Source organism: Serratia sp. JSRIV004, assembly GCF_019968705.1.
Taxonomy (GTDB): Bacteria; Pseudomonadota; Gammaproteobacteria; order Enterobacterales; family Enterobacteriaceae; genus Chania; species Chania fonticola_B.
Map to the genome: position 1 here is coordinate 328,302 of NZ_CP074140.1, position 25,241 is coordinate 353,542.

General features: G+C 57.3%; 24 protein-coding genes. 17 read left to right on the top strand and 7 right to left on the bottom strand.

Features of this window, described 5'->3' with window-relative positions:
- The first annotated feature begins 73 nt into the window (after positions 1–73).
- Positions 74–325, top strand: coding sequence for a sulfurtransferase TusA (gene tusA / locus KGP21_RS01425; RefSeq protein WP_021181512.1), 252 nt, complete (start codon positions 74–76; stop codon positions 323–325).
- A 49-nt stretch (positions 326–374) separates the two neighbouring features.
- Here tusA and KGP21_RS01430 read toward each other — a convergent pair whose 3' ends face one another.
- Together KGP21_RS01430 and KGP21_RS01435 are read right to left on the bottom strand one after the other, a co-directional pair.
- On the bottom strand, positions 375–2,711 hold the full coding sequence (locus tag KGP21_RS01430; RefSeq protein WP_223536977.1) for a zinc/cadmium/mercury/lead-transporting ATPase: 2,337 nt from the start codon (positions 2,709–2,711) through the stop codon (positions 375–377).
- Positions 2,712–2,853: 142 nt separating this feature from the next.
- Positions 2,854–3,480: a lysoplasmalogenase gene (locus tag KGP21_RS01435; protein WP_021181510.1), complete on the bottom strand. Its 627-nt coding sequence runs from the start codon at positions 3,478–3,480 to the stop codon at positions 2,854–2,856.
- A 163-nt stretch (positions 3,481–3,643) separates the two neighbouring features.
- Between KGP21_RS01435 and KGP21_RS01440 the strand changes: the two genes are divergently transcribed.
- A complete protein-coding gene (locus KGP21_RS01440; protein WP_021181509.1) occupies positions 3,644–4,003 on the top strand; it encodes a DUF2500 domain-containing protein in 360 nt (119 codons plus the stop codon).
- 29 nt (positions 4,004–4,032) lie between these two features.
- Here KGP21_RS01440 and KGP21_RS01445 read toward each other — a convergent pair whose 3' ends face one another.
- Together KGP21_RS01445 and rsmD are read right to left on the bottom strand one after the other, a co-directional pair.
- On the bottom strand, positions 4,033–4,305 hold the full coding sequence (locus tag KGP21_RS01445; RefSeq protein WP_021181508.1) for a DUF1145 family protein: 273 nt from the start codon (positions 4,303–4,305) through the stop codon (positions 4,033–4,035).
- Complete coding sequence (gene rsmD / locus KGP21_RS01450; protein WP_021181507.1) at positions 4,295–4,918, bottom strand: 16S rRNA (guanine(966)-N(2))-methyltransferase; 624 nt, start codon at positions 4,916–4,918, stop codon at positions 4,295–4,297. Before rsmD ends, KGP21_RS01445 begins: the two co-directional genes overlap by 11 nt.
- A 209-nt stretch (positions 4,919–5,127) precedes the next feature.
- Here rsmD and ftsY point away from each other — a divergent pair, with 209 nt between their 5' ends.
- The 4 genes from ftsY (at position 5,128) to rpoH (ending at position 9,467) form a co-directional block, all read left to right on the top strand.
- Positions 5,128–6,675, top strand: coding sequence for a signal recognition particle-docking protein FtsY (gene ftsY / locus KGP21_RS01455; protein ID WP_223536981.1), 1,548 nt, complete (start codon positions 5,128–5,130; stop codon positions 6,673–6,675).
- 5 nt (positions 6,676–6,680) lie between these two features.
- On the top strand, positions 6,681–7,352 hold the full coding sequence (gene ftsE, locus KGP21_RS01460; RefSeq protein WP_021181505.1) for a cell division ATP-binding protein FtsE: 672 nt from the start codon (positions 6,681–6,683) through the stop codon (positions 7,350–7,352).
- Positions 7,342–8,295, top strand: a complete 954-nt coding sequence (ftsX, locus tag KGP21_RS01465) for a permease-like cell division protein FtsX (RefSeq protein WP_021181504.1) — start codon at positions 7,342–7,344, stop codon at positions 8,293–8,295. The genes ftsE and ftsX overlap by 11 nt, the downstream gene beginning before the upstream one ends.
- Positions 8,296–8,609: 314 nt before the next feature.
- A complete protein-coding gene (gene rpoH / locus KGP21_RS01470) occupies positions 8,610–9,467 on the top strand; it encodes an RNA polymerase sigma factor RpoH (RefSeq protein ID WP_021181503.1) in 858 nt (285 codons plus the stop codon).
- Between the two features lie 58 nt (positions 9,468–9,525).
- Here the strand turns inward: rpoH and KGP21_RS01475 are convergent, their stop codons facing one another.
- Genes KGP21_RS01475 through panM form a run of 3 tightly spaced genes read right to left on the bottom strand, consistent with a single transcriptional unit; the run spans position 9,526 to position 13,200 of the window.
- Positions 9,526–11,607: a hypothetical protein gene (locus KGP21_RS01475; RefSeq protein WP_021807786.1), complete on the bottom strand. Its 2,082-nt coding sequence runs from the start codon at positions 11,605–11,607 to the stop codon at positions 9,526–9,528.
- Positions 11,594–12,811: a DUF3142 domain-containing protein gene (locus KGP21_RS01480; RefSeq protein WP_223536984.1), complete on the bottom strand. Its 1,218-nt coding sequence runs from the start codon at positions 12,809–12,811 to the stop codon at positions 11,594–11,596. Before KGP21_RS01480 ends, KGP21_RS01475 begins: the two co-directional genes overlap by 14 nt.
- Positions 12,808–13,200 (bottom strand): aspartate 1-decarboxylase autocleavage activator PanM, encoded by a 393-nt coding sequence (panM, locus tag KGP21_RS01485; RefSeq protein WP_059199090.1) that lies wholly within the window; start codon positions 13,198–13,200, stop codon positions 12,808–12,810. Before panM ends, KGP21_RS01480 begins: the two co-directional genes overlap by 4 nt.
- A 463-nt stretch (positions 13,201–13,663) precedes the next feature.
- Between panM and KGP21_RS01490 the strand changes: the two genes are divergently transcribed.
- The 11 genes from KGP21_RS01490 to ugpQ all read left to right on the top strand — a co-directional run bounded on the left by KGP21_RS01490 (position 13,664) and on the right by ugpQ (position 25,033).
- Positions 13,664–14,779 carry a branched-chain amino acid ABC transporter substrate-binding protein gene (locus tag KGP21_RS01490; protein WP_037376583.1) on the top strand — a complete coding sequence of 372 codons (1,116 nt, stop codon included), beginning with the start codon at positions 13,664–13,666 and terminating at the stop codon, positions 14,777–14,779.
- A gap of 148 nt (positions 14,780–14,927) precedes the next feature.
- The gene (gene livH / locus KGP21_RS01495) at positions 14,928–15,854 is read left to right on the top strand and encodes a high-affinity branched-chain amino acid ABC transporter permease LivH (protein WP_021181499.1); all 927 of its coding nucleotides are present in this window, start codon (positions 14,928–14,930) and stop codon (positions 15,852–15,854) included.
- On the top strand, positions 15,851–17,134 hold the full coding sequence (locus KGP21_RS01500; RefSeq protein WP_021807789.1) for a high-affinity branched-chain amino acid ABC transporter permease LivM: 1,284 nt from the start codon (positions 15,851–15,853) through the stop codon (positions 17,132–17,134). The genes livH and KGP21_RS01500 overlap by 4 nt, the downstream gene beginning before the upstream one ends.
- On the top strand, positions 17,131–17,898 hold the full coding sequence (gene livG / locus KGP21_RS01505) for a high-affinity branched-chain amino acid ABC transporter ATP-binding protein LivG (protein WP_025120109.1): 768 nt from the start codon (positions 17,131–17,133) through the stop codon (positions 17,896–17,898). The genes KGP21_RS01500 and livG overlap by 4 nt, the downstream gene beginning before the upstream one ends.
- Before the next feature lie 4 nt (positions 17,899–17,902).
- A complete protein-coding gene (gene livF, locus KGP21_RS01510) occupies positions 17,903–18,604 on the top strand; it encodes a high-affinity branched-chain amino acid ABC transporter ATP-binding protein LivF (RefSeq protein ID WP_021807790.1) in 702 nt (233 codons plus the stop codon).
- A 67-nt stretch (positions 18,605–18,671) separates the two neighbouring features.
- Entirely contained in the window at positions 18,672–19,859 is a 1,188-nt protein-coding gene (locus tag KGP21_RS01515; RefSeq protein WP_021807791.1) for a PLP-dependent aminotransferase family protein, read from the top strand.
- Positions 19,860–20,052: 193 nt separating this feature from the next.
- Positions 20,053–21,372 carry a sn-glycerol-3-phosphate ABC transporter substrate-binding protein UgpB gene (ugpB, locus tag KGP21_RS01520; RefSeq protein WP_223536987.1) on the top strand — a complete coding sequence of 440 codons (1,320 nt, stop codon included), beginning with the start codon at positions 20,053–20,055 and terminating at the stop codon, positions 21,370–21,372.
- Between the two features lie 115 nt (positions 21,373–21,487).
- On the top strand, positions 21,488–22,375 hold the full coding sequence (ugpA, locus tag KGP21_RS01525; RefSeq protein ID WP_021181493.1) for a sn-glycerol-3-phosphate ABC transporter permease UgpA: 888 nt from the start codon (positions 21,488–21,490) through the stop codon (positions 22,373–22,375).
- Entirely contained in the window at positions 22,372–23,217 is an 846-nt protein-coding gene (gene ugpE / locus KGP21_RS01530; protein ID WP_021181492.1) for a sn-glycerol-3-phosphate ABC transporter permease UgpE, read from the top strand. Before ugpA ends, ugpE begins: the two co-directional genes overlap by 4 nt.
- A gap of 5 nt (positions 23,218–23,222) precedes the next feature.
- On the top strand, positions 23,223–24,296 hold the full coding sequence (locus tag KGP21_RS01535; RefSeq protein WP_223536991.1) for a sn-glycerol-3-phosphate import ATP-binding protein UgpC: 1,074 nt from the start codon (positions 23,223–23,225) through the stop codon (positions 24,294–24,296).
- Positions 24,296–25,033: a glycerophosphodiester phosphodiesterase gene (ugpQ, locus tag KGP21_RS01540; protein ID WP_218519985.1), complete on the top strand. Its 738-nt coding sequence runs from the start codon at positions 24,296–24,298 to the stop codon at positions 25,031–25,033. Before KGP21_RS01535 ends, ugpQ begins: the two co-directional genes overlap by 1 nt.
- Positions 25,034–25,241 lie beyond the last annotated feature (208 nt).

Sequence of the window (25,241 nt, forward strand, 5' to 3'; positions counted from 1 at the left end):
AACTACCGGCGTAAACTAGCGGGTAATCAGATCCGGCGAGGGTTCGCCGATCGTTTTAGATCGAGAGAGATGTATGACTGACATTTTTGCCCAGGCAGACCAGACGCTAGACGCGCTGGGGCTGCGCTGTCCGGAACCGGTCATGATGGTGCGCAAAACCGTGCGCCATATGGATAACGGTAAAACCTTGCTGATCATTGCCGACGATCCGGCCACCACCCGCGACATCCCGGGTTTTTGCCGTTTTATGGAACATACGCTGGTGGCCCAGGAAACCGAGCAGGCCCCATATCGTTACCTGCTGCGTAAGGGCCTGGCAGAATAATCCTTTGGCTGTCAGGCCCATTTCCATAACGGGCCTGACAGATGTTCTACTATGTACGTTTCTTCAGCAGCCGTAAGGCGTTGGCGGTCACCAGCGCGGTTGCTCCAGAGTCTGCCAATACGGCCAGCCACAGGCCAGTCATCCCCAGTAGGGTGGTGACCAGGAAAATCGCTTTCAGCCCAAGCGCAATGGTAATGTTCTGGCGAATATTAGCGTGGGTAGCGCGGGAGATGCGGATCATCTCGGCAACGCCGGTCAACCGGTTGTGTGTCAGCGCGGCATCCGCCGTTTCCAATGCCACGTCGGTACCGCTCCCCATCGCAATGCCAATGCTGGCGGCCTTCATCGCCGGGGCATCGTTGATACCGTCGCCGATCATGGCGGTAGGTTGCAACTTGCTCAGCTCGGTTACCGCGTTCACTTTGTCTTCCGGCATTAACCCGGCGCGGTAATCGATCCCCAATTCATTGGCAATGGCGGCCGCAGCGCGCGGGTTATCACCTGTGAGCATCACGCCACGAACGCCTAATTGCGTCAACTCGGCAATCGCCTGTTTAGCGTCGCTACGCAAGGTGTCACGCAACGCCAGCAAACCGATAGGCTGCCCGTCCTCTAGCACCACCACTGCGGTTTTACCCGCCGTTTCCAGCGTCTCTACCTGGCTGCGCCATTCGCTGCTCAACTGGTTTTCCGTCAACTTGCCCGGTGCGCTGATCAGGATAGTTTTACCGTCAACCTTCCCTTCAACCCCGATACCCGCCAGAGCCCGGCGGCCTTCGGCCAGTGGCAATGCAGTCCCGTTCTCCGCTGCGCGCTTGACGATCGCCTGTGCCAGTGGATGATGTGAGCCCGTCTCGACAGCCGCTGCAATGGCCAGCAGTTGCTGTTCGCTGAGGCCGTCTGCAGGCAGCACGTCGGTCACCGTCGGTTTGCCTTCGGTCAGCGTACCGGTTTTGTCGAACGCGATGGTTTGCACTTGGCCCAATTGTTCTAATGCCGCACCACCTTTAATCAGCGCGCCACGGCGCGTGGCCGCCGCAAGGCCAGAGGTGATGGCCGCTGGCGTGGAGATGACCAAGGCACACGGACAACCGATCAGCAGCAAGGTCAGACCCCGATAGATCCACATTTCCCAAGGCTCGGCAAACAGCAGCGGTGGCACCAGGATCACCGCCACGGCCAGCAGCATGATCGCCGGAGTGTAGTAACGGCTGAAGCGATCGAGGAAGCGCTCAATCGGTGCGCGGCGCTCTTCGGCCTCTTCAATCAGCTGCAGGATACGGTCGATGGCATTTTTACCCGGCTCGGAAGTGACCTTCATCTGCGCGGCCTGATCGACGGACAGGCTGCCAGCGGCCACTTTCTGACTCTGTTGGCGCTCTACCGGCACGGATTCACCGGTTAAAGCGCTTTCGTCAAAGCTGGCGAACGGGTTTAGCAACTCGGCATCGGCAGGCAAGCGGCCACCGGGCGCGATCTCTATTACGTCACCGGGGCGCAGGCTGGCTACAGGCACGCGTTTACGTACGCTGCCCTGGATAAGCAGAGCATCTTCCGGCACCAGTTCCATCAACGCTTTCACGCCACGGCGTGCACGATTGGCCGCGTAGGATTCCAGCAGTTCTCCCACCATAAACAACAGCAGCACCATGGCCGCTTCGGCGGTGGCACCGATAAACAGCGCACCGATGGCGGCAACGCTCATCAAGGTTTCTATGGCAAACGGTGTGCCTGAACGGATCAGACGCAAGGCTTTGCTGGCAATCGGCACCAGGCCGACCAAGGTGGTGGCAATAAAGGCTATTTCGCCCAGCCGTGGGTTGAAGAAGTCGAGAACCCAACTGAGCACCATCAGTGCGGAGAGCAGCAGCAGAGGGCCGTACTCACCAAACCGGGAGGTTTTGGGTTCATCGCCTATTGCCGGCGGGTTAGTCCCCAACAGGGTAAAGCCAGCCTGTTTTACCGCGTCCTGGATCCGCATGCTGACGTCGGATTGGGCATCCACCACCAGTTTTTCCGTGGCAAACAGCACGCGAGCGCTGTCGACGCCGGGGATCGACGTTACGGCATTTTCGATTTTCTTGGCACAGCTCGGGCAATCCATGCCGGTGACTTTCCAACTGAAACGCTGGCTGCCGGAAGGGGGAACGGCAGCCAGCCTGTCGCTTTCCTCATCCGGGTCGTCGGGGCCATCGCTACTGCAGCAGCTGGCACCGTGATCGTGGGCCGCGTGATGGTCATGGGCAGCGGTTGCTCCCACCGGGGTTTTTTCATTGCTACAGCCATGCTGGGTTTTGGCGTGGTCATGACTACAGCCGCAGCCGTGATCGTGATTATGTTCTTGATGCTGATGCTCTTGGTGATTATGTGGTTTATGAGTCTGCATAGCGCCCCCTTCAGGCAATCCAATATCCTCTCAACAAGCACTCTACACCTTGGAGCTGGCTCCAGAGTCAAGTGCGATATGAGAATTATTGTTAATTGAGGGGGAGGCTACGGATCCGGTTGCCCGAATCCGTAACCTGTCATTACAGATATAGCGAGCGGACGATGAGGAAATGCCCGGAGAAGTAGCAGAAAGCGACCACGGCATCTGCCGCACGGAAGGTAAAGCGGTAGCGGTTCAGCAGCCAGACGATATTCGCCAACAGCAACAGCGAGGTACCCGCCAGCAATGAGAAGCCAAAGTCGGTACTGCGCAGGAAATATTGTTCCCCCGCCAGCCACACCATCAGCAGCGTCATAGCGACCAGCGTGGCGATCGGCCAGCGCATCTCTTCCAACCGGCTCCAGATGATGGCCAGCAGCAGTGCGCCAATCACCAGCAGCACCAGCGGCAAAGGCCAGAACAGGCTGAAGGTCATCTGGCTGGCAAAGCTCAGGGTATACAGCAGGTGTGAGAGGAAGAAAGCACCGATGGCGTACAGCACCCGCTCGCGCGGCAGCAGTAACAAGGCATCACCCGCCAGCGTAGCCAACAGGCCCAAAACGATCAGGTAACCCGCAGGGCCCAATACCGGAGCCTGCCAGGCCAATAACAGCAACAGCAGTAAGGTGACTGGTTTAAATACCCAGCGTTGCCAGCGCGGGCCGCGATAGGAGGCATCAACGAACAACCAACCGGAAAAAAATACGGCAAGGAACGGCCAACTCATATGTCTTCCTTATTTATTATGGGAGCCGGGATAACCAACTCCAGGTTGTCACTTTCTCAGTGTAAGCAGCGCGCGTGGGTTCGACAATGCTTTCTTCCGAATGCTATGTTTACGCGGTTTTAGGCGTGAATGAAATCCGCCGGATAAAAGAGGAAAACCGTCAATGAGTAAGCCACCGTTGTTCTTTGTTGCCGTGATCGCGCTGATTGCGGTGCTGGCGACCCGCCAATACCTCAACAAACGCCGCCAGGATGCGGATAATGACCGCCAGCCGGTGCGTACATTGCAGGTGGAAGTCAGCGCCAAGCGGGAGTTCCCCTCGCCGAATCGTCGTTCGCGGCAGCGGGAAAATATCGTGGTGGAAGATATGCGTTACGAAGTGTACTTCCGTCCGTTGACGGGCGGCAGCGAGATCAAAATACCGTTGCCGCAGCAGCAATATAATCAGATAGATAAAGGCGCTCAGGGCACGCTGAGCCTGCAGGGCACCCGCTTTATCTCCTTCACGGCGCAGAAATCGTAGGGGCGCCGCATGCTGCGCCCGCTAAAAGGCTATTTTTTCTTCAGCGGCGGCTGTTTTTTCTGCCAGTCCAACAGCTCAAACACGCCAAAAATAAAGATCTTGGTTTCCAGCCAGCGGCTGATGGGCTGGTCTTTCGGCTGGGTGGATTTCAGTAGCACCAGCTGTAGCCCGTGCATCACCACCATAAAGAACAAGGCTACGTTGATGAAGTAGGTCAACGGCTTGGGATACGGGTGAAACAGGTTGGTGAGCAGAAAGCCCCATACGCACAGCATCAGCAGACGGCCCAGGTTAATCAGCATGTTCGGTTTTCTCTTCAAGGGTACGGAGGTAAAGACGATAGGCTACCTGGCCGGCGACCTTCTCGCGGTGCAGTGTCCAGGTCGCAGGAACATCGGTGGCGGCGCTTTCGGCTTCGGCCTCGACGTAAATCCAGGCCTCGTTCGCTAACCAACCCTGTTGTTCCAGCAGCGTGACGGTATCGGCCAGCAACCCTTTGCGGAACGGGGGATCGAGAAACACCACGTCAAAAGGTTGCCCGTTACCTGCCAGCCAGGTCAAAGCGTTGGTATTCACCACGCTGCCATTGCCTTGCAACAGCGCCAGGTTTTTCCCCAGCTGTTGGGCTACTGGCCGCTCGTATTCCAGCAGCGTGGCGCTTTCGGCATAGCGCGATAAGGCTTCCAATCCCAACGCACCGCTACCCGCGAAGCAGTCCAGACAGCGAGCCCCACGGATCACCGGGGCTAACCAGTTGAACAAGGTTTCGCGTACGCGGTCGGTGGTTGGCCGTAGCCCCTCACTGTTGGGCACCGGCAGTTTGCGCCCGCGCCATTGGCCGCCGATGATGCGGATCTGGCCAGCGGAGGCCGTCTGCGGTTTTTTGAGCGCGCCGCGCGGTGGTTGTTTTGCCATAAAGAGTCTTAATCAGTTGCGAAGTTAACGAAAAGTTACCGCCATTCTATACCGGATTGCGGATAAGTTGCAGCCTGGAGGCGGTGAGAGCGTTAAAACTACCGCGATGAAAGCATTGCCGATGCGTGTTGCTGTGCCAGGGAAAGTGATAGACTCGGCGAATTAATTTTTCGCATTTGCAAGCCATTGGTACGGAGTAGGGTCAGAACATGGCAAAAGATAAAAAACGTGGGTTTTTCTCCTGGCTGGGCTTCGGCCAGAAGGAAGAAGAGCAGCAACAACCTGAATCTGCCGTAGAACAGGCGGAACAGCAGGCCGCAGAAACCCCGGCTGCCCCCAAACTGGACGATAAGCTTCCTACCCAGGGATCTGCTCCAGCCGCCACCAAAGATACTCCAGGGGAGTGGGATAGCAGCCTGAGCGGCGAGCCTATCACCGAAAATATCCTGCCGCTGGACGAACACCATGCTGAGCCGGTGGCGATCGAAGAGGTCACCGTAGCGCAACAGCCTGAGGCGCAAGTAGAAGAACCCGAGCTGATTGAAGCGCCTGCTGAAATTATCGAACCTGAACCCGAGGTGATTGAAGCGGTAATCGAAGCGTCTGCTGAAATTATCGAACCTGAACCCGAGGTGATTGAAGCGGTAATCGAAGCGCCTGCTGAAATTATCGAACCTGAGCCAGAGGTGATTGAAGCGGTAATCGAAGCGTCTGCTGAAATTATCGAACCTGAACCAGAGGTGATTGAAGCGGTTATCGAGCCTGAGCTGGAAGCGGAACCCGAACAGCCTGAGCTGCTGGCTCCGGCGGTAACGCAAGAGCAAGAGCGCCCTAGCAAAGAAGGCTTCTTCGCCCGTCTTAAACGCAGCCTACTGAAAACCAAACAGAATCTGGGTTCCGGCTTTATCGGCCTGTTCCGTGGCAAGAAGATCGACGACGATTTGTTCGAAGAGCTGGAAGAACAACTGTTAATCGCCGACGTTGGTGTAGAAACCACTCGTAAAATCATTGAGTCTCTTACTCTGCACGCCAGCCGTAAGCAACTGAAAGATGCCGAATCGCTGTATGGCAAACTGAAAGAAGAGATGGCGGAAATTCTCGCCAAGGTGGATCAGCCACTGGATGTCGGTGGCAAAACGCCATTCGTGATCCTGATGGTGGGTGTCAACGGCGTGGGTAAAACCACCACCATCGGTAAGCTGGCGCGTCAGTTCCAGGCCGAAGGTAAATCGGTGATGTTGGCCGCGGGCGACACTTTCCGCGCCGCAGCGGTTGAGCAGTTGCAGGTCTGGGGCGAACGTAACCGCATTCCGGTCATCGCTCAGCATACCGGTGCCGATTCCGCTTCGGTGATCTTCGACGCGGTGCAGGCGGCCAAAGCCCGCAATATCGATGTGCTGATTGCCGACACCGCTGGTCGCCTGCAGAACAAGGCGCACCTGATGGAAGAGCTGAAGAAGATCGTGCGGGTGATGAAAAAACTGGACGAGCAGGCCCCCCATGAGGTTATGCTGACTCTGGATGCCAGCACCGGACAAAATGCGGTTAACCAGGCGAAATTATTTAATGAAGCCGTGGGCCTGACCGGCATAACGCTGACTAAACTGGACGGTACCGCCAAAGGCGGGGTGATCTTCTCCATTGCCGATCAGTTTACTATCCCGATCCGTTACATCGGCGTTGGTGAAGGCATCGAAGATTTGCGGCCGTTTAAGGCTGATGACTTTATTGAGGCACTTTTTGCCCGAGAGGATTGATACGGATGATTCGCTTTGAACAGGTCAGTAAAGCTTATCTGGGCGGACGGCAAGCCCTGCAGGGGGTAGATTTTCATCTGCGTCCGGCGGAGATGGCGTTTCTGACCGGCCATTCCGGCGCGGGGAAAAGTACCCTGCTGAAACTGATTTGTGGGATTGAGCGGCCAAGCGCCGGTCATATCTGGTTTGGCGGGCATGACATCAGCCGGTTGAAAAACCGCGAGGTGCCTTTCCTGCGCCGCCAGATCGGCATGATTTTCCAGGATCACCATCTGCTGCTGGATCGTACGGTGTATGACAACGTGGCGATGCCGCTGGTCATCGCCGGAGCCAGTACCGAAGATATCCGTCGCCGCGTTTCGGCTGCGCTGGACAAGGTCGGGCTGCTGGATAAAGCGAAGAACTTCCCCATTCAGCTCTCCGGTGGTGAGCAGCAGCGCGTTGGCATTGCCCGCGCGGTGGTGAACAAGCCAGCGGTGCTGTTGGCGGATGAACCGACCGGTAACCTGGATGACGCCCTGTCGGAAGGGATCCTGCGCCTGTTTGAAGAATTTAACCGCGTTGGGGTGACGGTGCTGATGGCAACCCACGACACCGGGCTGATCGCCCGGCGCAATTACCGCATCCTGACGCTGAGCCAGGGCCGTATGGTAGGGGGGGCACAGCATGGCGAATAATGCAAAAACCGCCAAGAGCAAGGCACTGCGTGGTGGCTGGCGTGAACAGTGGCGCTATGCTTGGATGAACGCCATTGCCGATATGCTGCGCCAACCACTGGCAACGCTGCTGACCGTGATGGTCATCGCCATCTCCCTGACGCTGCCGAGCGTTTGCTACATCGTCTGGAAGAACGTCAGTACCGCTGCAACACAGTGGTACCCAACGCCACAGTTGACGGTGTATCTGGATAAATCCCTCGACGATGATGCGGCGGTCAAAGTGCTGGATGCCATCAAGGCCGAGGCCGGGGTGGAGAAGGTGAACTACCTGTCGCGTGAAGAGGCGCGGGGCGAGTTCCGCAACTGGTCTGGTTTTGGTGGCGCGCTGGATATGCTGGAAGAAAACCCGCTGCCAGCCGTGGCGATTGTCACGCCGCAGATGAGTTTCCAGAGTTCTGATACGCTCACCACCCTGCGCGATCGCGTGGCGGCGGTGCAGGGCGTGGATGAAGTCAGGATGGACGACAGCTGGTTTGCCCGCCTGGCGGCGCTGACCGGGTTGGTGGGCCAGGTGGCCTTGATGATCGGCATACTGATGGTGGTGGCGGTATTCCTGGTGATTGGTAACAGCGTGCGTCTGAGCATCTTCAGCCGTCGCGATACCATCAACGTGATGAAGCTGATCGGTGCCACCGACGGCTTTATCCTGCGGCCATTCCTCAACGGTGGTGCAATGCTCGGCTTCTTCGGCGCGCTGCTGTCGCTGGCCCTGTCTGGCGCGCTGGTGTGGAAGCTGGAGTCGGTAGTGACCAACGTGGCGAAGGTGTTTGGCACCACCTTTACCCTGCATGGCCTGGGTTGGGATGAGGCGCTGTTGCTGCTGCTGATCTCGGCGATGATCGGCTGGATTGCCGCCTGGTTGGCCACCGTGCAACATTTACGCCGATTTACACCACAATAGTGAATTTTTGGTATACTCTTCTCCTGCTGCGGCCCGGTTGCCGTGCTGCGGGAGAAGAGCTGCCAGACCTCAATATCTCCGATCTCTTCTCAAACGCACAAATTCCCAATCAACCTGAGCTTGCATGACGTATTGTCGTGTGCACTGTGTGTGAAAAACGGTGAACTTTTGGGGTTGAGCACGGTCCAAATCTGCAGCAAATGTTTAGGTGCCCGGCGTGTGGACCCGCTTTTGCAACAGCAACTGCCGCAAGATCAATAGCTCCCCGCCGTGAAATCACCTGCATGACCAGTTTTATCAAGAGAGGGTTTTGAATGACCAAAGAAATGCGCACTTTAGCCTTAGTCCCACAGGGCAGCTTGGAAGCCTACCTGCGGGCAGCCAACACCTATCCGATGCTGACGGCAGAGGAAGAGCGGGAACTGGCTGAACGGCTGCATTATCAGGGCGATCTGGAAGCAGCTAAGCAGCTCATCCTGTCTCACCTGCGCTTTGTCGCTCATATTGCCCGTAACTATTCAGGGTACGGTTTGCCGGTGGCAGATCTTATCCAGGAAGGTAATATCGGCCTGATGAAGGCCGTGCGTCGCTTCAACCCAGAGGTTGGCGTACGTCTGGTGTCCTTTGCGGTGCATTGGATCAAGGCAGAAATTCACGAATACGTGCTGCGCAACTGGCGTATCGTCAAAGTGGCGACCACCAAGGCACAGCGCAAGCTGTTCTTCAACCTGCGTAAAACCAAGCAGCGTCTGGGCTGGTTCAATCAGGACGAAGTGGAGCTGGTCGCGCGCGAGCTGGGTGTCACCAGCAAAGATGTGCGTGAGATGGAGTCGCGTATGGCGGCACAGGACATGACCTTTGACCCAACGCCAGAAGACGAAGGGCGTGACGGTCATGCCATGGCCCCAATGCTCTATCTGCAGGATAAAAGCTCGGACTTTGCCGAAGGGATCGAAGAAGATAACTGGGAAAGCAACGCCGCAGACAAACTGGCCTACGCGCTGGAAGGTCTGGACGAGCGCAGCCAGCATATCATTCGCGCCCGCTGGTTGGACGACGACAACAAGTCCACCCTGCAGGAGCTGGCCGATCAGTATGGCGTTTCCGCCGAGCGTGTGCGCCAGCTGGAAAAGAACGCCATGAAGAAACTGAAGATGGCGATCGAAGCCTGATACTGATAGCGCTTAATGTTCGAAAAGCCCGGCTCGCCGGGCTTTTCTGTTTTTGTAGTTAGTTGGCTGCGGGATCAAACTCCGGTGCGGGGCAGTCATAGCCAAATTTGGTACCCCACTCAAACTGGGTGCCATTCTTGATATAACGCTGATACAGCGCGCGGCCGGTCTTGGCGTCGCGGGCTATCACCCAACCAGCGGCATTACACAGCACGGCAGCGTAGGCCTGGCTTTTCGGCGGTAGCAGGTCGGCGGCCTTTTGCGCCAGATCCACCGCCTGCCAGCGGTAATGCAGGAAACGGTTATCTGCATCTGGCAACGATTTCTTGGCCCGTGCCGCTTCCGCCGCGCTGATCCAACTCTTGTCTTTGATGTCCTTGGTGTTGAACGCATCCCCCAGATAGGAATACCCCGCGCCATAAATATTGTAATCCGGCGTCATTTCATAGCCGGTGAAATCCAACCCCTGTGAGCGCAACAGCGCCGCCGCCTGATAGTAGCTTTTGGCGCGTGCGTTCTTATCTGCCGATTTATCCTTCGCCGCTTTCATCAGGTTGGCAAAGTCCTGCGCCGCTTGGCGGTAGTTTGGAATGGCAAAGTAGTTCACCGCTTCCTCATAGCGACCTACGCGCATCATGCGCCGTGCCAGCAATTCACGCAGTTGAACCTCTTGGGTGATCCGCTCGCCATTGTATTCATCGGGTTTGACCGGCTTGAGTGGCGTGGTGGGGGCTGGCGCATGCTTATCCACAAAGCCTTTCAGCTCATCGACCGTTAGCACCCGCTCGGCGATATCCGCCACGTCTGCCCAGTAGTTTTCTTTGCCGCGGTACATCAGATCCATCGCTTGCAGATAGTCGCCACGGTTCAGCGCCAGAATGGCCTGCTCGCCGGCAACACGGCAATCCGGCACGATCATTTCAGCTGCGAAGTCTTCGTTACGCTGTTCCCCCCAGCTTTCATCGGTAGGGAATGCGGCTGCGGCTTTGGCATAGGCGGCGGTTGCGGCTTTCACATCACCCTCACGCAGGGCCATTTTGGCACGTAACCACCAGGCTAAACCGCCATCTCCCGCATTTTTCAGCAGGTTGGCCGCCATGGCATATTGCCCGGAACGATAGGCCAGCGCCGCCAGCCGGTCGCTACCGGTGAAACCATTTTTAACCGAGTCATTGAGCAACGTCAGGGTCTGATCGACAAGCTGCTTGGCGCTGGTCTCGCCGTTAATGATACCGGACATCTCCAGATTACTGCTGCGGGCGAACAGCTCAATGGTGACCAATTGCTGCACCAACGGATCGTGAATAGCCTGTTTTAACGCCTCTACATGCTGCGGGTTGATCAGATAGGAGGAGATATATTGCAGCGAGAGACCGCCATCGGGATCGCCTTGGGCAGCCTGCTGAGCATATAGCTGTGCTGCCGGAGCGATTTCCCCGAGCCACAAATGAATACGTGCTTGTTGGCCCAGGCTACTCAGTGCCAGTTGATCGGGATCGGCGGTGCCACTTTTCACCTGGTCGATCACCTGTTGGAAGGCAGCCAAGGCCTGCTCAAGCTGCGCTTTCTCCGGATGTTTCACCACCGGCTCGCTACCGGATTCACTTTCCGGCGTGCCATGATCGTCCATCAGCAGGCGGCCGAGCGAGTATTGCGCCCGTAACCCCCATGCTTCCTGCTCGGCGGCTGGCAACGCCAACACCTGCTGGAAATATTGCGACGCCCGCGGATCTTTTGCGGCAAAGGCGACCGCCCCCAGCGTATATAAGCGCGCGGCATTAGATAGCCCTTGCGCATTCACCGCGTCGGCTTCTTCAACGGTGTGGGTAGCACGCATCTGGCTAATGGCCTGCTGTGCGGGTGAAAGCGGCATCGGTTTTGGCGGTGTCACCGGGGCCATGGGCGGAGCCTGCCAGCGTGGCAGCTGTGGGTCTACCGGTACCAGACGGGTGGCTTCGAAAGCGAAGTTACCCTCAGGCATATACAGCAGGGTGCCGTTGCGATTAACCAGCAGGCGGTTGGGGAAGTCTGGCCCGCAGGCCTGGCCGCTCAGCGGCACCATCAATGCTGCAGCGATCAGTGATGCTAACGGGAGCGCACGGCGACGGTGCCCTGCAGTGTGCAATTCAAGGTATGACATGGGTGCCTCCTGGCGTGATCTGTTGGCAGCGTAGCCAGCCCAAGGGGCGTGATTGCCCTGCTCGGAGCTGATCGCCGCTAATGCGGATAAAGCGTTGGGGGTCCGATGGCGTTGCCAACTGGTAATGACCTACCGCGTCGGCGGCCAGGCAACCTTCGGCCTGAATGTGGATCTCACGCGGTAACGGAGCATCCACCGGCCCCTGATTCTCAATCATCAAATCATACAGCCCATTTTGCTGTGGCTGCGGCAAAAATTTAACCTGCCAGTGGGTGAGCAATGGCTGGTGCTGGATCACCGCCCATAGCGTCGCCATCGACCAGGCGCGGCGATCGTTTTCCAGCGGCAGGCGGAACCAGATAATGCCGCGCAGATGTGGCAGTGGGCGTTGTGCGAGCTGCTGCAAGAAATCGGCAACCTGCTGCGGTGCCACGGTCAGTTCCTGGACCTTGCCCGCCACGCGCTGCGAGGCTTCGCTCTCAACCAGAGCCCCCTGGGCATCGAACCCTAGCAGAGCCATGCCGTAGGCTGGCAAGGCAATACGGAAGGGTTTAGGGCTAAGGCGAGCGTACTGGCGTGTCCACTCCTGCGCCAACCGGCCGTCGAATAAACCTTGGGTGGGGGAGAGCACCGCATGTACCTGAAGCACCGAGCTGTCTACCTGTTGCAGTACGCCGGGCAGCGCTGGGGATCCGATCCAGGCGGGCAGGGCGGTGATGCCTAGCTGTAATGAAGAGGGCAGCCGTTGGCGCAGTTGGTGCAGAAATTGTTGATATTTGGGCAGCCGTACGGTGGCGGCGTCATGGTCGATCTCCACACCAATCACCGGTAAACCAGCCGCCTGCCAGCGTTGCAGCTGTTGTTGCAGACGTGCATAGATGGTGGCCTCATCCAACTGCATCAATTGCCCGTCTATCCGCACTACCAACCATAGCGGGCGGCCATCTTGTTTCAGCATGGCGGTATTGACCGTGATGTCCCGGAAACCCTCACGGGGATGCACCTGCAGACCCAACACGCGCAGGGTAGTAAACAGGTCACGGCTGGCAGCCAGCGCCTCGGCATGCTGAGGTGTCCACACCCTTTGCCAAACGTAGGCCTGCTGATCCCAAGGTTGATGAAGATTCATGGCCTGGTAGTGCCCTACAAACCAGGCCATGACGGCGAGCAGCATAATGACGATCAGAGCTAGCCAACGTTTCATTTTTGCCAGCAATCGCCCTGAGCCTGGAATCCGCAGGCACGCATAAAGTTGCCGACTTCGCCACGTTCACGTGCGGCCAACCCGGTAGTATCCAGTTGCCAATGTTGCACCTGTGGCAATTGGCGTTGGGCATCTTCCATCAGATACAGCCCCACGCCACGGCGGCGTGTCACTTCGCGCACCAGCAGGTCGTGCAATTGAGCTCTCTGGCCCGCTATCTCGATTTTTACCGCCCCCAGCAGCCGCTCGTTAAAGCGGGCGGCAAACAGTGCTTTACCCTCCTCCAGCCAGCTTAGCCACTGCTCAGGCTGTTGATGTGGCCAGATTTTACCAAGGTCGATAAGGTCTTGAGGGGACAAACTGGTCAAGCGTTCAATGGTCAGTTTCATGCCGGATTTCCGCACCGATAAGGGATGCCGACAGTGTAATGGATCTTGCTCAGTGCGTTGTGTAAGTTTTTCTATACGAGGTCTGCGCGAAATGTTTTTTGCTGCGGGCATTTTCCGAGTAAACGGTTAGTTAATGGCGTGTTAACCAGCACATCGCGCTGTTCCTTGCGCTAAACGTCGCAGATTTAATCCGGATTTTATGCTGTTTACACCGCTTGTTTCTGACATTGGGAGTTGCTTTGCAGAAGAAAACTCCTGTTTAATGACATGAAAAATAAAGTCTTATTAGAAAATATTGTCGCAAAAGTACCTAAATCATTATTACTTATAGATAAAAGCGATTTACCGGCGTTTTGCCAGCCACGGTCAGTTGGCTGTTACTTGCAATCTGCCGGGTAGAAACAATGATTAGGTGTGACAAATACAACAGCAACACTCACAACGACAGATGGGGAATATGCGGATGAAATTAACAAAGGGTAAAGCGCTGCTGGCCGGTTGTATCGCGATGGCTATCGGCCATGTCGCTGTGGCAAAAGACATCAAGATTGCCGTAGTGGGTGCCATGTCCGGCCCGGTAGCGCAGTATGGTGATATGGAGTTCACCGGTGCACGTCAGGCGATTGCCGATATCAACGCCAAAGGCGGTATCAAGGGCGATAAGCTGGTGGCGGTAGAGTATGACGATGCCTGTGACCCGAAACAGGCGGTAGCGGTAGCCAACAAGGTCATCAATGACGGCATTCGTTACGTGATCGGCCACCTGTGCTCTTCTTCGACCCAGCCAGCCTCCGACATCTACGAAGATGAAGGCGTGATCATGATCACCCCGGCGGCGACCAACGCGGATCTGACCACCCGTGGTTACAAGATGATCCTGCGCACCACTGGCCTGGATTCCGATCAGGGCCCAACGGCCGCCAGCTACATCCTCAACGAGATTAAACCCAAGCGCATCGCCGTGGTCCACGACAAGCAGCAATACGGTGAAGGCCTGGCGCGTTCAGTGCGTGACAGCCTGAAAAAGCAGGGGACCGATGTTGTGATGTTTGAAGGCATCACCGCTGGCGATAAAGATTTCTCTACCCTGGTCGCTCGTCTGAAGAAAGAAAACGTCGATTTCGTCTACTTCGGCGGTTACTACCCGGAGATGGGCCAGATCCTGCGTCAGGCCAAACAGGCGGGCTTGACTACCCGCTTCATGGGCCCGGAAGGTGTGGGTAACTCCTCGCTGTCCAACATTGCCGGTGCCGCGTCTGAAGGCATGCTGGTGACGCTGCCAAAACGTTACGATCAGGTGCCAGCCAACCAGCCGGTGGTCGATGCATTAAAAGCCAAGAAACTGGATCCTACAGGGCCATTTGTCTGGACCACCTATGCTGCACTGCAATCACTGGTCACCGGGATGGAGCGCAGCGGGAGCCAGGAACCGGCAGATATCGTCAAAGATCTGAAAACCGGCCAACCGGTGGCAACCGTGATGGGGCCTCTGAGCTGGGATGACAAAGGCGATCTGAAAGGCTTCGAGTTCGGGGTGTTTGAATGGCATGCCGACGGCTCATCAACGCCGATTAAATAAGCCCGTTTAAGGTGGCCTCTGCGTTTTTTGGGCGTGGAGGCCACCTTGACAGCAAAATCTACAAACCGGGAATTCCCGGCGCCTGCAACGCCAGCAGGCCGTTGGGCCGCTCTTTGTCGGCCAGTACAACACCTTAGAAGGTCAGAGTATGTCAGAGCAGTTTCTCTATTTTCTGCAGCAGATGTTCAACGGCGTGACGCTGGGCAGCACCTATGCATTGATCGCCATCGGTTACACCATGGTCTACGGCATTATCGGCATGATCAACTTCGCCCACGGCGAGGTCTATATGATCGGCAGCTATGTCTCCTTTATCGTGATCGCCGCCCTGATGATGATCGGCATCGACGTGGGTTGGCTGCTGATCGGCGCAGCGTTCCTGGTGTCGATCGTAATTGCCAGCGCCTATGGCTGGAGCATCGAGCGGGTGGCCTACAAACCGGTGCGCAACTCCAAGCGCCTGATTGCGCTGATTTCCGCCATCGGGATGTCGATATTCCTGCAAAACTACGTCAGCCTGACGCAGGGGTCGCGTGATGTGGCGCTGCCAAGCCTGGTCACTGGCCAATGGGTGCTGGGTGAGAGCAACGGCTTTGCCGCGACCATCAGTACCATGCAGCTCATCATCTGGGTCGTCACCTTCCTGGCGATGCTGGCGCTGACGATGTTTATCCGTTATTCGCGTATGGGCCGCGCTTGCCGTGCCTGTGCGGAAGATTTGAAGATGGCCAGCCTGCTGGGCATCAATACCGACCGGGTGATTTCGCTCACCTTCGTGATCGGGGCAGTGATGGCGGCGGTGGCTGGCGTGCTGCTCGGCCAGTTCTACGGCGTGATCAACCCTTACATCGGCTTTATGGCCGGGATGAAAGCCTTCACCGCGGCGGTACTGGGCGGGATTGGCAGCATTCCTGGGGCGATGATCGGCGGGCTGGTGTTGGGCGTAGCTGAAGCGCTCACCTCCGCCTATCTGAGCACCGAATACAAAGACGCGGTGTCCTTCGCCTTGCTGATTGTGGTGTTGCTGGTGATGCCAACCGGCATCCTTGGGCGTCCGGAGGTTGAGAAAGTATGAAACTCGGTCTGCTTAACGCCTGTATTGCCACGGTCGTGCTGTTTGTCATGGCCTCCTTCCTGATGGGGATGCAACTGAGCCTCGACGGTACCAAGCTGGTGGTGCACGGTGCTGCCGAAGTGCGCTGGATGTGGATTGGTATCGGTTGTGTGGTGGTGTTCTTCTTCCAACTGCTGCGTCCGCTGATGCAGCATGGGATGAAGAAAATCTCCGGCCCGGCGTTCGTCTTACCCAGCTTTGACGGCTCCACCATGCGCCAGAAGGTGCTGGCAGCGGCGATCATCATTGCCGCCGTCGTCTGGCCGTTCCTGGTGTCGCGCGGCACGGTGGATATCGCCACCCTGACGCTGATCTACGTGATGCTGGGGCTGGGCCTGAACGTGGTGGTCGGCCTTTCCGGCCTGTTGGTGCTGGGCTACGGCGGCTTTTACGCCATCGGTGCCTATACCTACGCATTACTGAACCATTATTACGGGCTGGGATTCTGGGAAAGCTTGCCGCTGGCGGGGATTGTCACCGCCATCTTCGGCTTCCTGCTTGGTTTCCCGGTATTACGCCTGCGGGGAGACTATCTGGCGATCGTCACGCTGGGCTTTGGTGAAATCGTCCGCATCCTGCTGTTGAACAACACCGAAATTACCGGCGGGCCAAACGGCATCAGCCAGATCCCGAAACCCACCTTCTTTGGTCTGGAGTTTAACCGCAGTGCCCGCGACGGCGGCTGGGATACCTTCCATAACTTCTTTGGCCTGAAATATGATCCCAGTGACCGCATAGTGTTCCTCTACCTGGTAGCGCTGCTGCTGGTGATATTGACGCTGTTTGTGATTAACCGCCTGCTGCGCATGCCGCTGGGCCGTGCCTGGGAAGCATTGCGCGAAGATGAAATCGCCTGCCGTTCACTGGGCTTGAGCCCGACCAAAATCAAACTGACCGCCTTCACCATCAGTGCCGCCTTTGCCGGTTTTGCCGGCACGCTGTTTGCCGCACGTCAGGGGTTTGTCAGCCCGGAATCCTTCACCTTTGTGGAATCGGCCTTTGTGCTGGCGATCGTGGTGTTGGGCGGCATGGGCTCACAGTTTGCGGTGATCCTGGCGGCGATCCTGCTGGTAGTATCCCGTGAGATGATGCGCGATCTGAATGAATACAGTATGTTGCTGCTGGGGGCGCTGATGGTCTTGATGATGATTTGGCGGCCGCAGGGGCTGCTGCCGATGAAACGCCCGCAGTTGAAGCTGAAAGCGGCTGATATCAAAGCCGTGAAGGGGGAGCAGGCATGAGTACTCAACCTTTACTGGCGGTCGCCGGGCTTTCGATGCGTTTTGGTGGTTTGCTGGCGGTAAACAACGTCGCGCTGGAACTGCATCAAGGTGAGATTGTTTCGTTGATTGGCCCGAACGGCGCAGGCAAGACCACGGTGTTCAACTGCCTGACCGGGTTCTATCGCCCGACCAGTGGCACCATCAAACTGCGCGATCGCCATCTGGAAGGGCTTTCCGGCCAGACCATTGCCCGCATGGGTGTGGTGCGCACCTTCCAGCACGTGCGGCTGTTCCGCGAAATGACGGTGATTGAAAACCTGCTGGTGGCCCAACATCAGCATCTGAAAAGCGGCGTGTTTGCCGGTTTGCTGAAAACCCCGGCGTTCCGCCGTGCAGAAGCTGATGCGCTTGAGCGTGCGGCAGTGTGGCTGGAGCGTGTGGGCCTGTTGGAGATGGCTAACCGTTCGGCGGGTAATCTGGCCTATGGCCAGCAGCGTCGGCTGGAGATCGCCCGTTGCATGGTAACGCGCCCGGAACTATTGATGCTGGATGAACCGGCGGCGGGCCTGAACCCGAAAGAAACCGATGAGCTGGATCATCTGATCGTCGAGCTGCGTGACCAGCACCAGGTGTCGGTGCTGTTGATTGAGCACGATATGAAACTGGTGATGGGGATTTCCGATCGCATCTACGTGGTGAATCAGGGAACGCCGTTGGCGCAAGGCTCACCGGCAGAAATCCGCAATAACCCGGACGTGATCCGGGCCTATCTGGGCGAATAAGCATATGTTGTCATTTAATCAGGTTTCCGCCCATTACGGCAAAATTCAGGCGCTGCACCAGGTCAGCCTGAACATTCAACAGGGGGAGATTGTCACCCTGATCGGCGCCAACGGTGCCGGTAAAACCACCCTGCTCGGCACGCTATGCGGCGACCCAAGGGCCAGTGAAGGGTCCATCACCTTGATGGATCAGGACATCACCCAGTGGCAGACAGCGCGCATCATGCGCGAGGCCGTGGCGATCGTACCGGAAGGGCGGCGGGTGTTCTCACGCATGACGGTGGAAGAGAACCTGGCGATGGGCGGTTTTTTTGCCGACCGCGAGCAGTATCACCAACGCATTGAGCGGGTGTTTACCCTGTTTCCACGCCTGCTGGAGCGCCGCAGCCAGCGCTCTGGCACCATGTCCGGTGGTGAGCAGCAGATGCTGGCGATTGGCCGTGCGCTGATGAGCCAGCCAAAGTTACTGCTGTTGGACGAGCCTTCACTCGGGCTGGCCCCCATCATCATCCAGCAGATTTTCGATATCATCCAGCAGCTGCGCGAAGAGGGGATGACCATCTTCCTGGTGGAACAAAACGCCAACCAGGCGCTAAAACTGGCGGATCGTGGTTATGTGCTGGAAAACGGCCGCGTGGTGTTGGAAGATACGGGGGCCGCATTATTAGCAAACGAAGCAGTGCGGTCAGCATACCTGGGTGGTTAAACCATGGGTAATTGACATAGGGCGCACTGAGTGGCGCCCCTATTCTTAACGATTACGAGAACAAGCAATGAAGACAGAAGGACTACTCGCACAGCGCATCGTAAAGGTCAAAAGCTCGGCAATCCGCGAATTGCTCAAGCACAGCAAAATGGAAAACGTCATTTCGCTGGCGGGTGGCATTCCCTCTGATGCACTGTTTGACTTCGAAGGATTGAGCATTGCTACCCAGCAGGCTATTACCGAACAACCGAAAAGTGCTTTCCAATATGGGCTGACTGAAGGCAGCGAACTGCTGCGTGAAGGCATCTGTACCCTATGCGCACAGCGTGGCGTTAATGCCAAGCCGGAAGATATCGTGGTGACCGCAGGCTCCCAGCAGGCGTTAGATCTGGTGATGCGTGCGGTGATTAACCCTGGTGATGTGTTTGTGGTAGAGCGCCCGACCTATCTGGCGGCGCTGCAAACGCTGGAACTGGCGGAAGCCAACGTCATGTCCGTTTCTTCTGACAGCGACGGCATGGTGGTGGATGAGCTGGCTGAACTGCTGAAAACCCAGAAGATCAAAGGGGTGTACGTGGTGCCGAACTTCGGCAACCCAAGCGGTCTGACCCTGAGCGCCGCACGCCGTGAGCAGTTGGTGAAATTGGCGGTGGAGCATAACTTCCTGATTATCGAGGATGACCCGTACGGCGAGCTGCGCTTCACCGAAGAGCGTAATGCTACGCTGTATCAGGTTTCGCAGCAGGTGCTGGGCCATACCGAAAACATTATCTACACCTCCACCTTCTCCAAGATCCTGGCTCCGGGCCTGCGCCTGGGTTGGGCCATCTTGCCACCGTTCCTGTTGCATAAAGTGGCGATCATCAAGCAGGCGGCGGATCTGCATGCTAGCGCGCTGTCGCAGAGCATCGTCGAATGTTACCTGGGGCTGGATCGTTTACCGGCGCAGATCGAAAAGATCCGCGCGGCCTACAAGCACAAAGGTGAGATCCTGGCCGGGCTGGTGGAAAAAGAGCTGGGTGATGTGATCAGCTTTGATATGCCGAAAGGCGGCATGTTCCTGTGGGCGCGTTTCCGTCAGCAATTCGATGCCACCGAGTGGCTGAATACCACTCTGAAACAGGGCGTGGTGTTTGTGCCGGGAGAATACTTCTTCTCTGACAAACCGGATCGCTCAACCTTCCGCCTGTCGTTTGCCACGGCAACCGAACAACAGATGCAAGAGGCCGTTGCCCGCCTGCGTCGCTCGCTGTAATCTCTCTGCGGCGGTGGGGAGAATTCCCTACCGCCGACATCAAACCGCCATCTGCACTTCACCTCGCTGTCATCTAGCTGTCACGCCAAAGTTATTTTACTGTCATCCGCGCATGGCATGTTTAGCATCCGAACAAAAACTGTTTCTTTTCGCTCACGCGTTTTGATCACACCCGCTTTTTCAGGAGTTAGGCATGTTTGCTCACGCGATTAAAAAAACCACGTTGTGCGTTACCTTGGCCCTGGCGGTCAGCGGCCATGCAATAGCTGCCACCGAGATCCCCTTCTGGCATTCGATGGAAGGGGAACTGGGCACCGAAGTGGATTCTCTGGCGGACCGTTTCAACCAAACTCACAGCGATGTGAAGATCGTCCCGGTTTATAAAGGCAACTACGAACAGAGCCTGGCGGCGGGCATAGCTGCTTACCGTTCCGGCAAGGCACCGGCGATCCTGCAAGTCTATGAAGTGGGCACCGCCACCATGATGGCGAGCAAGGCGATCAAACCGGTGTATCAGGTGTTCCAGGAGTCGGGCGTCAAGTTCGACGAATCGGTGTTTGTGCCGACCGTGGCCGGTTACTACACCGATAATAAGAGCGGCCATCTGCTGTCCCAGCCTTTCAACAGCTCCACCCCGGTGCTGTATTACAACAAAGACGCCTTTAAGAAAGCGGGCTTGAACCCGGATCAGCCACCGAAAACCTGGCAGGAATTGGCGGCTGATGCCGCCAAACTGCGCGCGGCTGGCATGAAGTGCGGCTACACCAGCGGTTGGCTGGGTTGGATCCAACTGGAGAACTTCAGCGCCTGGCATGGTGTGCCGTTCGCCAGTGAAAACAACGGCTTTGGTGGCACCAGTGCCAAGCTCGAGTTCAACCAGCCGCTGCAGGTGAAACATATTCAGTTCCTGCAAGACATGAACAAGAAGGGTGACTTCACCTACTTCGGCCGCAAGGACGAACCTACCGAGAAGTTCTACAACGGCGACTGCGCCATGGCGACCGCCTCTTCCGGCTCGCTGGCCAGCATCCGCAAATACGCCAAGTTTGATTTCGGCGTGGGCATGATGCCTTACGATGCTGACGCCAAAAATGCACCGCAGAACGCCATTATCGGCGGGGCCAGCCTGTGGGTGATGAACGGCAAAGACGCGGCGACCTACAAAGGCGTGGCGGAGTTCCTGCAATATCTGGCCCAGCCTGAGATTGCCGCCGAATGGCACCAAAAGACCGGCTACCTGCCGATAACCACTGCTGGCTATGAAATGACCAAACAGCAGGGCTTTTACGACAAAAATCCAGGTGCCGATGTGGCCACCCGCCAGATGCTGAACAAGCCACCGTTGGCGTTCACCAAAGGGCTGCGTCTGGGCAATATGCCGCAGATCCGTACCGTGGTGGATGAAGAGCTGGAAAGCGTATGGACCGACAAGAAAACCCCGCAGCAGGCGCTGGATGCTGCGGTACAGCGTGGTGACGTGTTGCTGCGCCGCTTCGAGGCTTCCACCAAGTAAGCGTCAGATTGGGCGTTCTTTTGCCAAACGACATCGATCCACTCCCTCTCCCTTTGGGAGAGGGCTGGGGTGAGGGGCTTATACCGCCCCTCATCCCCATTTAACGGTTAACCCTATGTCATCATCCCGTCCCGGCTTCGGCTGTAGCTGGCTGCCCTATGTGTTGGTGCTGCCACAGCTGCTGATCACCGTCGTGTTCTTCCTGTGGCCTGCCGGTCAGGCGCTGTGGTACTCGGTACAAAGCGTCGATCCGTTCGGCCTTTCCAGCCAGTTTGTCGGGTTGGACAACTTCACACAGCTGTTTCAGGACCCGTATTACCTGGACTCTTTCTACACCACGCTGTTGTTCAGCTTCCTGGTGGCCGGTGTTGGCCTGCTGGTATCGCTGTTCTTTGCCGCGCTGGTGGACTATGTACTGCGCGGCAGCCGTTTCTATCAGACCTTGATGATCCTGCCCTATGCGGTTGCCCCTGCGGTAGCGGCGGTGCTGTGGATCTTCCTGTTCAGCCCCGGCATGGGCCTGATCACCCATGTGCTCGCCGGTTTCGGCTACGACTGGAACCATGCGCAAAACAGCGGACAGGCGATGTTCCTGGTGGTGTTGGCATCGGTGTGGCAGCAAATCAGCTATAACTTCCTGTTTTTCCTGGCCGCATTGCAATCCATCCCGCGTTCTCTGGTGGAAGCGGCGGCGATCGACGGGGCTGGCCCGGTGCGGCGTTTCTTCAACCTGGTGCTGCCGCTGATCACGCCGGTGAGCTTCTTCCTGCTGGTGGTCAACCTGGTGTATGCCTTCTTCGACACCTTCCCGGTGATCGACGCCGCTACTGGCGGTGGGCCGGTACAGTCGACCACCACGCTGGTGTACAAAATCTATCGTGAAGGGTTTGCCGGTCTGGATCTGTCCAGCTCGGCGGCGCAGTCGGTGGTGCTGATGCTGCTGGTGATTGGCCTGACGGTGATCCAGTTCCGCTTTGTCGAACGTAAGGTGCGTTACCAATGATTGAGAACCGACGTGGGCTGGATATCTTCAGCCATACGATGCTGATTGTTGGCGTGCTGGTGGTGCTGTTCCCGCTGTATGTGGCCTTTGTGGCCGCCACGCTGGACGATCAGCAGGTGTTTCAGGTGCCGATGACGCTGGTCCCCGGAGGGCACCTTTGGGACAACATCCGCCATATCTGGCAGGGCGGAGTGGGCACCCTCAAGGTGCCGTTCTCGATGCTGCTGCTCAACAGTGTGATCATGGCGCTGGCGATCACCTGCGGCAAAATCGTGGTCTCGGTACTGTCCGCCTATGCCATCGTCTATTTCCGTTTTCCGCTGCGCAGCCTGTTCTTCTGGCTGATCTTCATGACGCTGATGCTGCCGGTCGAGGTGCGTATCTTCCCGACGGTGGAAGTGATCTCCAACCTCAACCTGCTGGATAGCTACACCGGACTCACGCTGCCGCTGATGGCATCGGCCACGGCCACCTTCCTGCTGCGTCAGTTCTTTATGACCCTGCCGGATGAGCTGCTGGAGGCCGCCCGTATCGACGGAGCCGGGCCGATGCGCTTCTTTTGGGACATCGTGCTGCCGCTGTCGAAAACCAATCTGGCGGCGCTGTTTGTCATCACCTTTATCTACGGCTGGAACCAGTACCTGTGGCCGATCCTGGTCACCAGTGACGCCTCGATGAGTACGGCGGTGGCGGGGATCCGCAGCATGATTTCCACCTCCGGCGCGCCGACCCAGTGGAATCAGGTGATGGCGGCAATGATGTTGACTTTGATCCCGCCGTTGGCGGTGGTTCTTCTGATGCAGCGCTGGTTTGTGCGCGGCCTGGTTGATAGCGAGAAGTAACGAATATGGCAGGTTTAAAACTACAGGCAGTCACCAAGTCTTACGACGGCAAAACGCCGGTGATCAAGCAGATCGATCTCGACGTGGCTGACGGCGAATTTATTGTGATGGTTGGCCCCTCCGGCTGTGGCAAATCGACGCTGCTGCGGATGGTGGCCGGGCTGGAGCGCACCACCAGCGGGGATATCTATATTGATAGCCAGCGTGTGACCGATCTGGAACCGAAAGATCGCGGCATCGCCATGGTGTTCCAGAACTACGCGCTGTATCCGCATATGAGCGTGTACGACAACATGGCCTATGGCCTGAAAATCCGTTGCTTTGGCAAACAGCACATCCGTCAGCGGGTAGAAGAGGCCGCGCGTATTCTCGAGTTGGAACCGCTGTTGCAACGCAAACCGCGTGAGCTTTCCGGTGGCCAGCGCCAGCGGGTGGCGATGGGGCGCGCGATTGTGCGCGAACCGGCGGTGTTCCTGTTTGATGAACCGCTCTCCAACCTGGACGCCAAATTGCGTGTCCAGATGCGCCTGGAATTGCAGCAGCTGCATCGCCGCCTGAAAACCACCAGCCTGTATGTCACCCACGATCAGGTTGAAGCGATGACGCTGGCGCAGCGGGTGATAGTGATGAATAAAGGTGTGGCGGAGCAAATTGGTACGCCGAGCGAGGTTTATCAACGTCCGGCGACGCTGTTTGTCGCCAGCTTTATCGGTTCCCCGGCGATGAACTTGTTGCCTGGCACGCTGAGTGTGGACGGCAAACAGCTGCAACTGACCGGTGGCATGGCACTGGATCTGCCAGAGCCTCGGCCACAGTGGGGCGGACAGGAGTTGACGTTGGGTATCCGACCGGAGCATATTCAACTGAGTACGCGCGAGCAGGGCGGGATCCCGCTAGAGCTGCAAACGCTGGAACTGCTCGGTGCCGATAATCTGGCACACGGTCAATGGGGGAGTTCAGGCGTGATCGTCCGCCTGAGCCATGAAACCTTGCCGCCTGCGGGCAGTACCCTGTATTTACAGCTGCCTGCGTCGGCGCTGCACTTTTTTGCTACCCACAGCGGAACACGGATGGATTGATGACTACAGCCTGGCCTTATCCCCATATTGTCGCCCATCGCGGCGGCGGTTCTCTGGCACCGGAAAATACCCTGGCGGCGATAGATGTCGGCGCGCGTCATGGCCACAAGATGATCGAATTTGACGCCAAACTGGCGCAGGACGGGCAGATTTTCCTGCTGCATGATGACACGCTCGAACGCACTAGCAACGGCTGGGGCGTGGCGGGCGAACTGCCATGGGAAAAGCTGGTAGAGCTGGATGCCGGTGACTGGTACAGCTCGGCTTTTAAAGGGGAGCGTTTGCCGCTGCTGTCTGACGTGGCGGAGCGCTGCAGGCAGCACGGCATGATGGCCAATATTGAAATCAAGCCAACCACCGGCAGCGACGAGGAAACCGGCCGCGTGGTGGCCTTTGCCGCCAGCATGTTGTGGCAAGGGCAAACCGATCCGCTGCTTTCTTCATTCTCGGTGGAAGCTCTGGCAGCGGCGCAGCAGACCGCTCCAGAACTGCCGCGCGGCCTGTTGCTGGACAAGTGGGATGACAATTGGCGGGAGCTGACCGAGCGCCTGGGCTGTGTCTCGCTGCATATTAATCATAAAGAACTGACCGCTGAACGTGTCGCGGCGTTGAAAGATGCCGGGCTGCGTATTCTGGTGTATACCGTCAATCAACCGGAGCGGGCGCGTTTGTTATTGAATTGGGGCGTTGACTGTATTTGCACCGACCGGATAGATGTGATCGGTCCGGATTTTTAAACGGTTAATTTAGTAGATAAAGATGACCCCTCACCCCGACCCTCTCCCACAGGGAGAGGGAGCCAGTCAGTGCACTGTGTTAGCCAGAGTTTCTTCCGGGGTATCAGAGAGTTCGATCGGATTCTGATGGCAGTCTGTACACTGGATTAGCCTGAATTTCTCCGGAGTATCAGCGAGCTCGATCGGTCCCCTCTCCCTGTGGGAGAGG

Bases quoted from the DNA above. Each gene is read 5' to 3' on its own strand.
- tusA (WP_021181512.1), top strand. From the start codon at position 74: ATGACTGACATTTTTGCCCAGGCAGACCAGACGCTAGACGCGCTGGGG.
- KGP21_RS01430 (WP_223536977.1), bottom strand. From the start codon at position 2,711: ATGCAGACTCATAAACCACATAATCACCAAGAGCATCAGCATCAAGAA.
- KGP21_RS01435 (WP_021181510.1), bottom strand. From the start codon at position 3,480: ATGAGTTGGCCGTTCCTTGCCGTATTTTTTTCCGGTTGGTTGTTCGTT.
- KGP21_RS01440 (WP_021181509.1), top strand. From the start codon at position 3,644: ATGAGTAAGCCACCGTTGTTCTTTGTTGCCGTGATCGCGCTGATTGCG.
- KGP21_RS01445 (WP_021181508.1), bottom strand. From the start codon at position 4,305: ATGCTGATTAACCTGGGCCGTCTGCTGATGCTGTGCGTATGGGGCTTT.
- rsmD (WP_021181507.1), bottom strand. From the start codon at position 4,918: ATGGCAAAACAACCACCGCGCGGCGCGCTCAAAAAACCGCAGACGGCC.
- ftsY (WP_223536981.1), top strand. From the start codon at position 5,128: ATGGCAAAAGATAAAAAACGTGGGTTTTTCTCCTGGCTGGGCTTCGGC.
- ftsE (WP_021181505.1), top strand. From the start codon at position 6,681: ATGATTCGCTTTGAACAGGTCAGTAAAGCTTATCTGGGCGGACGGCAA.
- ftsX (WP_021181504.1), top strand. From the start codon at position 7,342: ATGGCGAATAATGCAAAAACCGCCAAGAGCAAGGCACTGCGTGGTGGC.
- rpoH (WP_021181503.1), top strand. From the start codon at position 8,610: ATGACCAAAGAAATGCGCACTTTAGCCTTAGTCCCACAGGGCAGCTTG.
- KGP21_RS01475 (WP_021807786.1), bottom strand. From the start codon at position 11,607: ATGTCATACCTTGAATTGCACACTGCAGGGCACCGTCGCCGTGCGCTC.
- KGP21_RS01480 (WP_223536984.1), bottom strand. From the start codon at position 12,811: ATGAAACGTTGGCTAGCTCTGATCGTCATTATGCTGCTCGCCGTCATG.
- panM (WP_059199090.1), bottom strand. From the start codon at position 13,200: ATGAAACTGACCATTGAACGCTTGACCAGTTTGTCCCCTCAAGACCTT.
- KGP21_RS01490 (WP_037376583.1), top strand. From the start codon at position 13,664: ATGAAATTAACAAAGGGTAAAGCGCTGCTGGCCGGTTGTATCGCGATG.
- livH (WP_021181499.1), top strand. From the start codon at position 14,928: ATGTCAGAGCAGTTTCTCTATTTTCTGCAGCAGATGTTCAACGGCGTG.
- KGP21_RS01500 (WP_021807789.1), top strand. From the start codon at position 15,851: ATGAAACTCGGTCTGCTTAACGCCTGTATTGCCACGGTCGTGCTGTTT.
- livG (WP_025120109.1), top strand. From the start codon at position 17,131: ATGAGTACTCAACCTTTACTGGCGGTCGCCGGGCTTTCGATGCGTTTT.
- livF (WP_021807790.1), top strand. From the start codon at position 17,903: ATGTTGTCATTTAATCAGGTTTCCGCCCATTACGGCAAAATTCAGGCG.
- KGP21_RS01515 (WP_021807791.1), top strand. From the start codon at position 18,672: ATGAAGACAGAAGGACTACTCGCACAGCGCATCGTAAAGGTCAAAAGC.
- ugpB (WP_223536987.1), top strand. From the start codon at position 20,053: ATGTTTGCTCACGCGATTAAAAAAACCACGTTGTGCGTTACCTTGGCC.
- ugpA (WP_021181493.1), top strand. From the start codon at position 21,488: ATGTCATCATCCCGTCCCGGCTTCGGCTGTAGCTGGCTGCCCTATGTG.
- ugpE (WP_021181492.1), top strand. From the start codon at position 22,372: ATGATTGAGAACCGACGTGGGCTGGATATCTTCAGCCATACGATGCTG.
- KGP21_RS01535 (WP_223536991.1), top strand. From the start codon at position 23,223: ATGGCAGGTTTAAAACTACAGGCAGTCACCAAGTCTTACGACGGCAAA.
- ugpQ (WP_218519985.1), top strand. From the start codon at position 24,296: ATGACTACAGCCTGGCCTTATCCCCATATTGTCGCCCATCGCGGCGGC.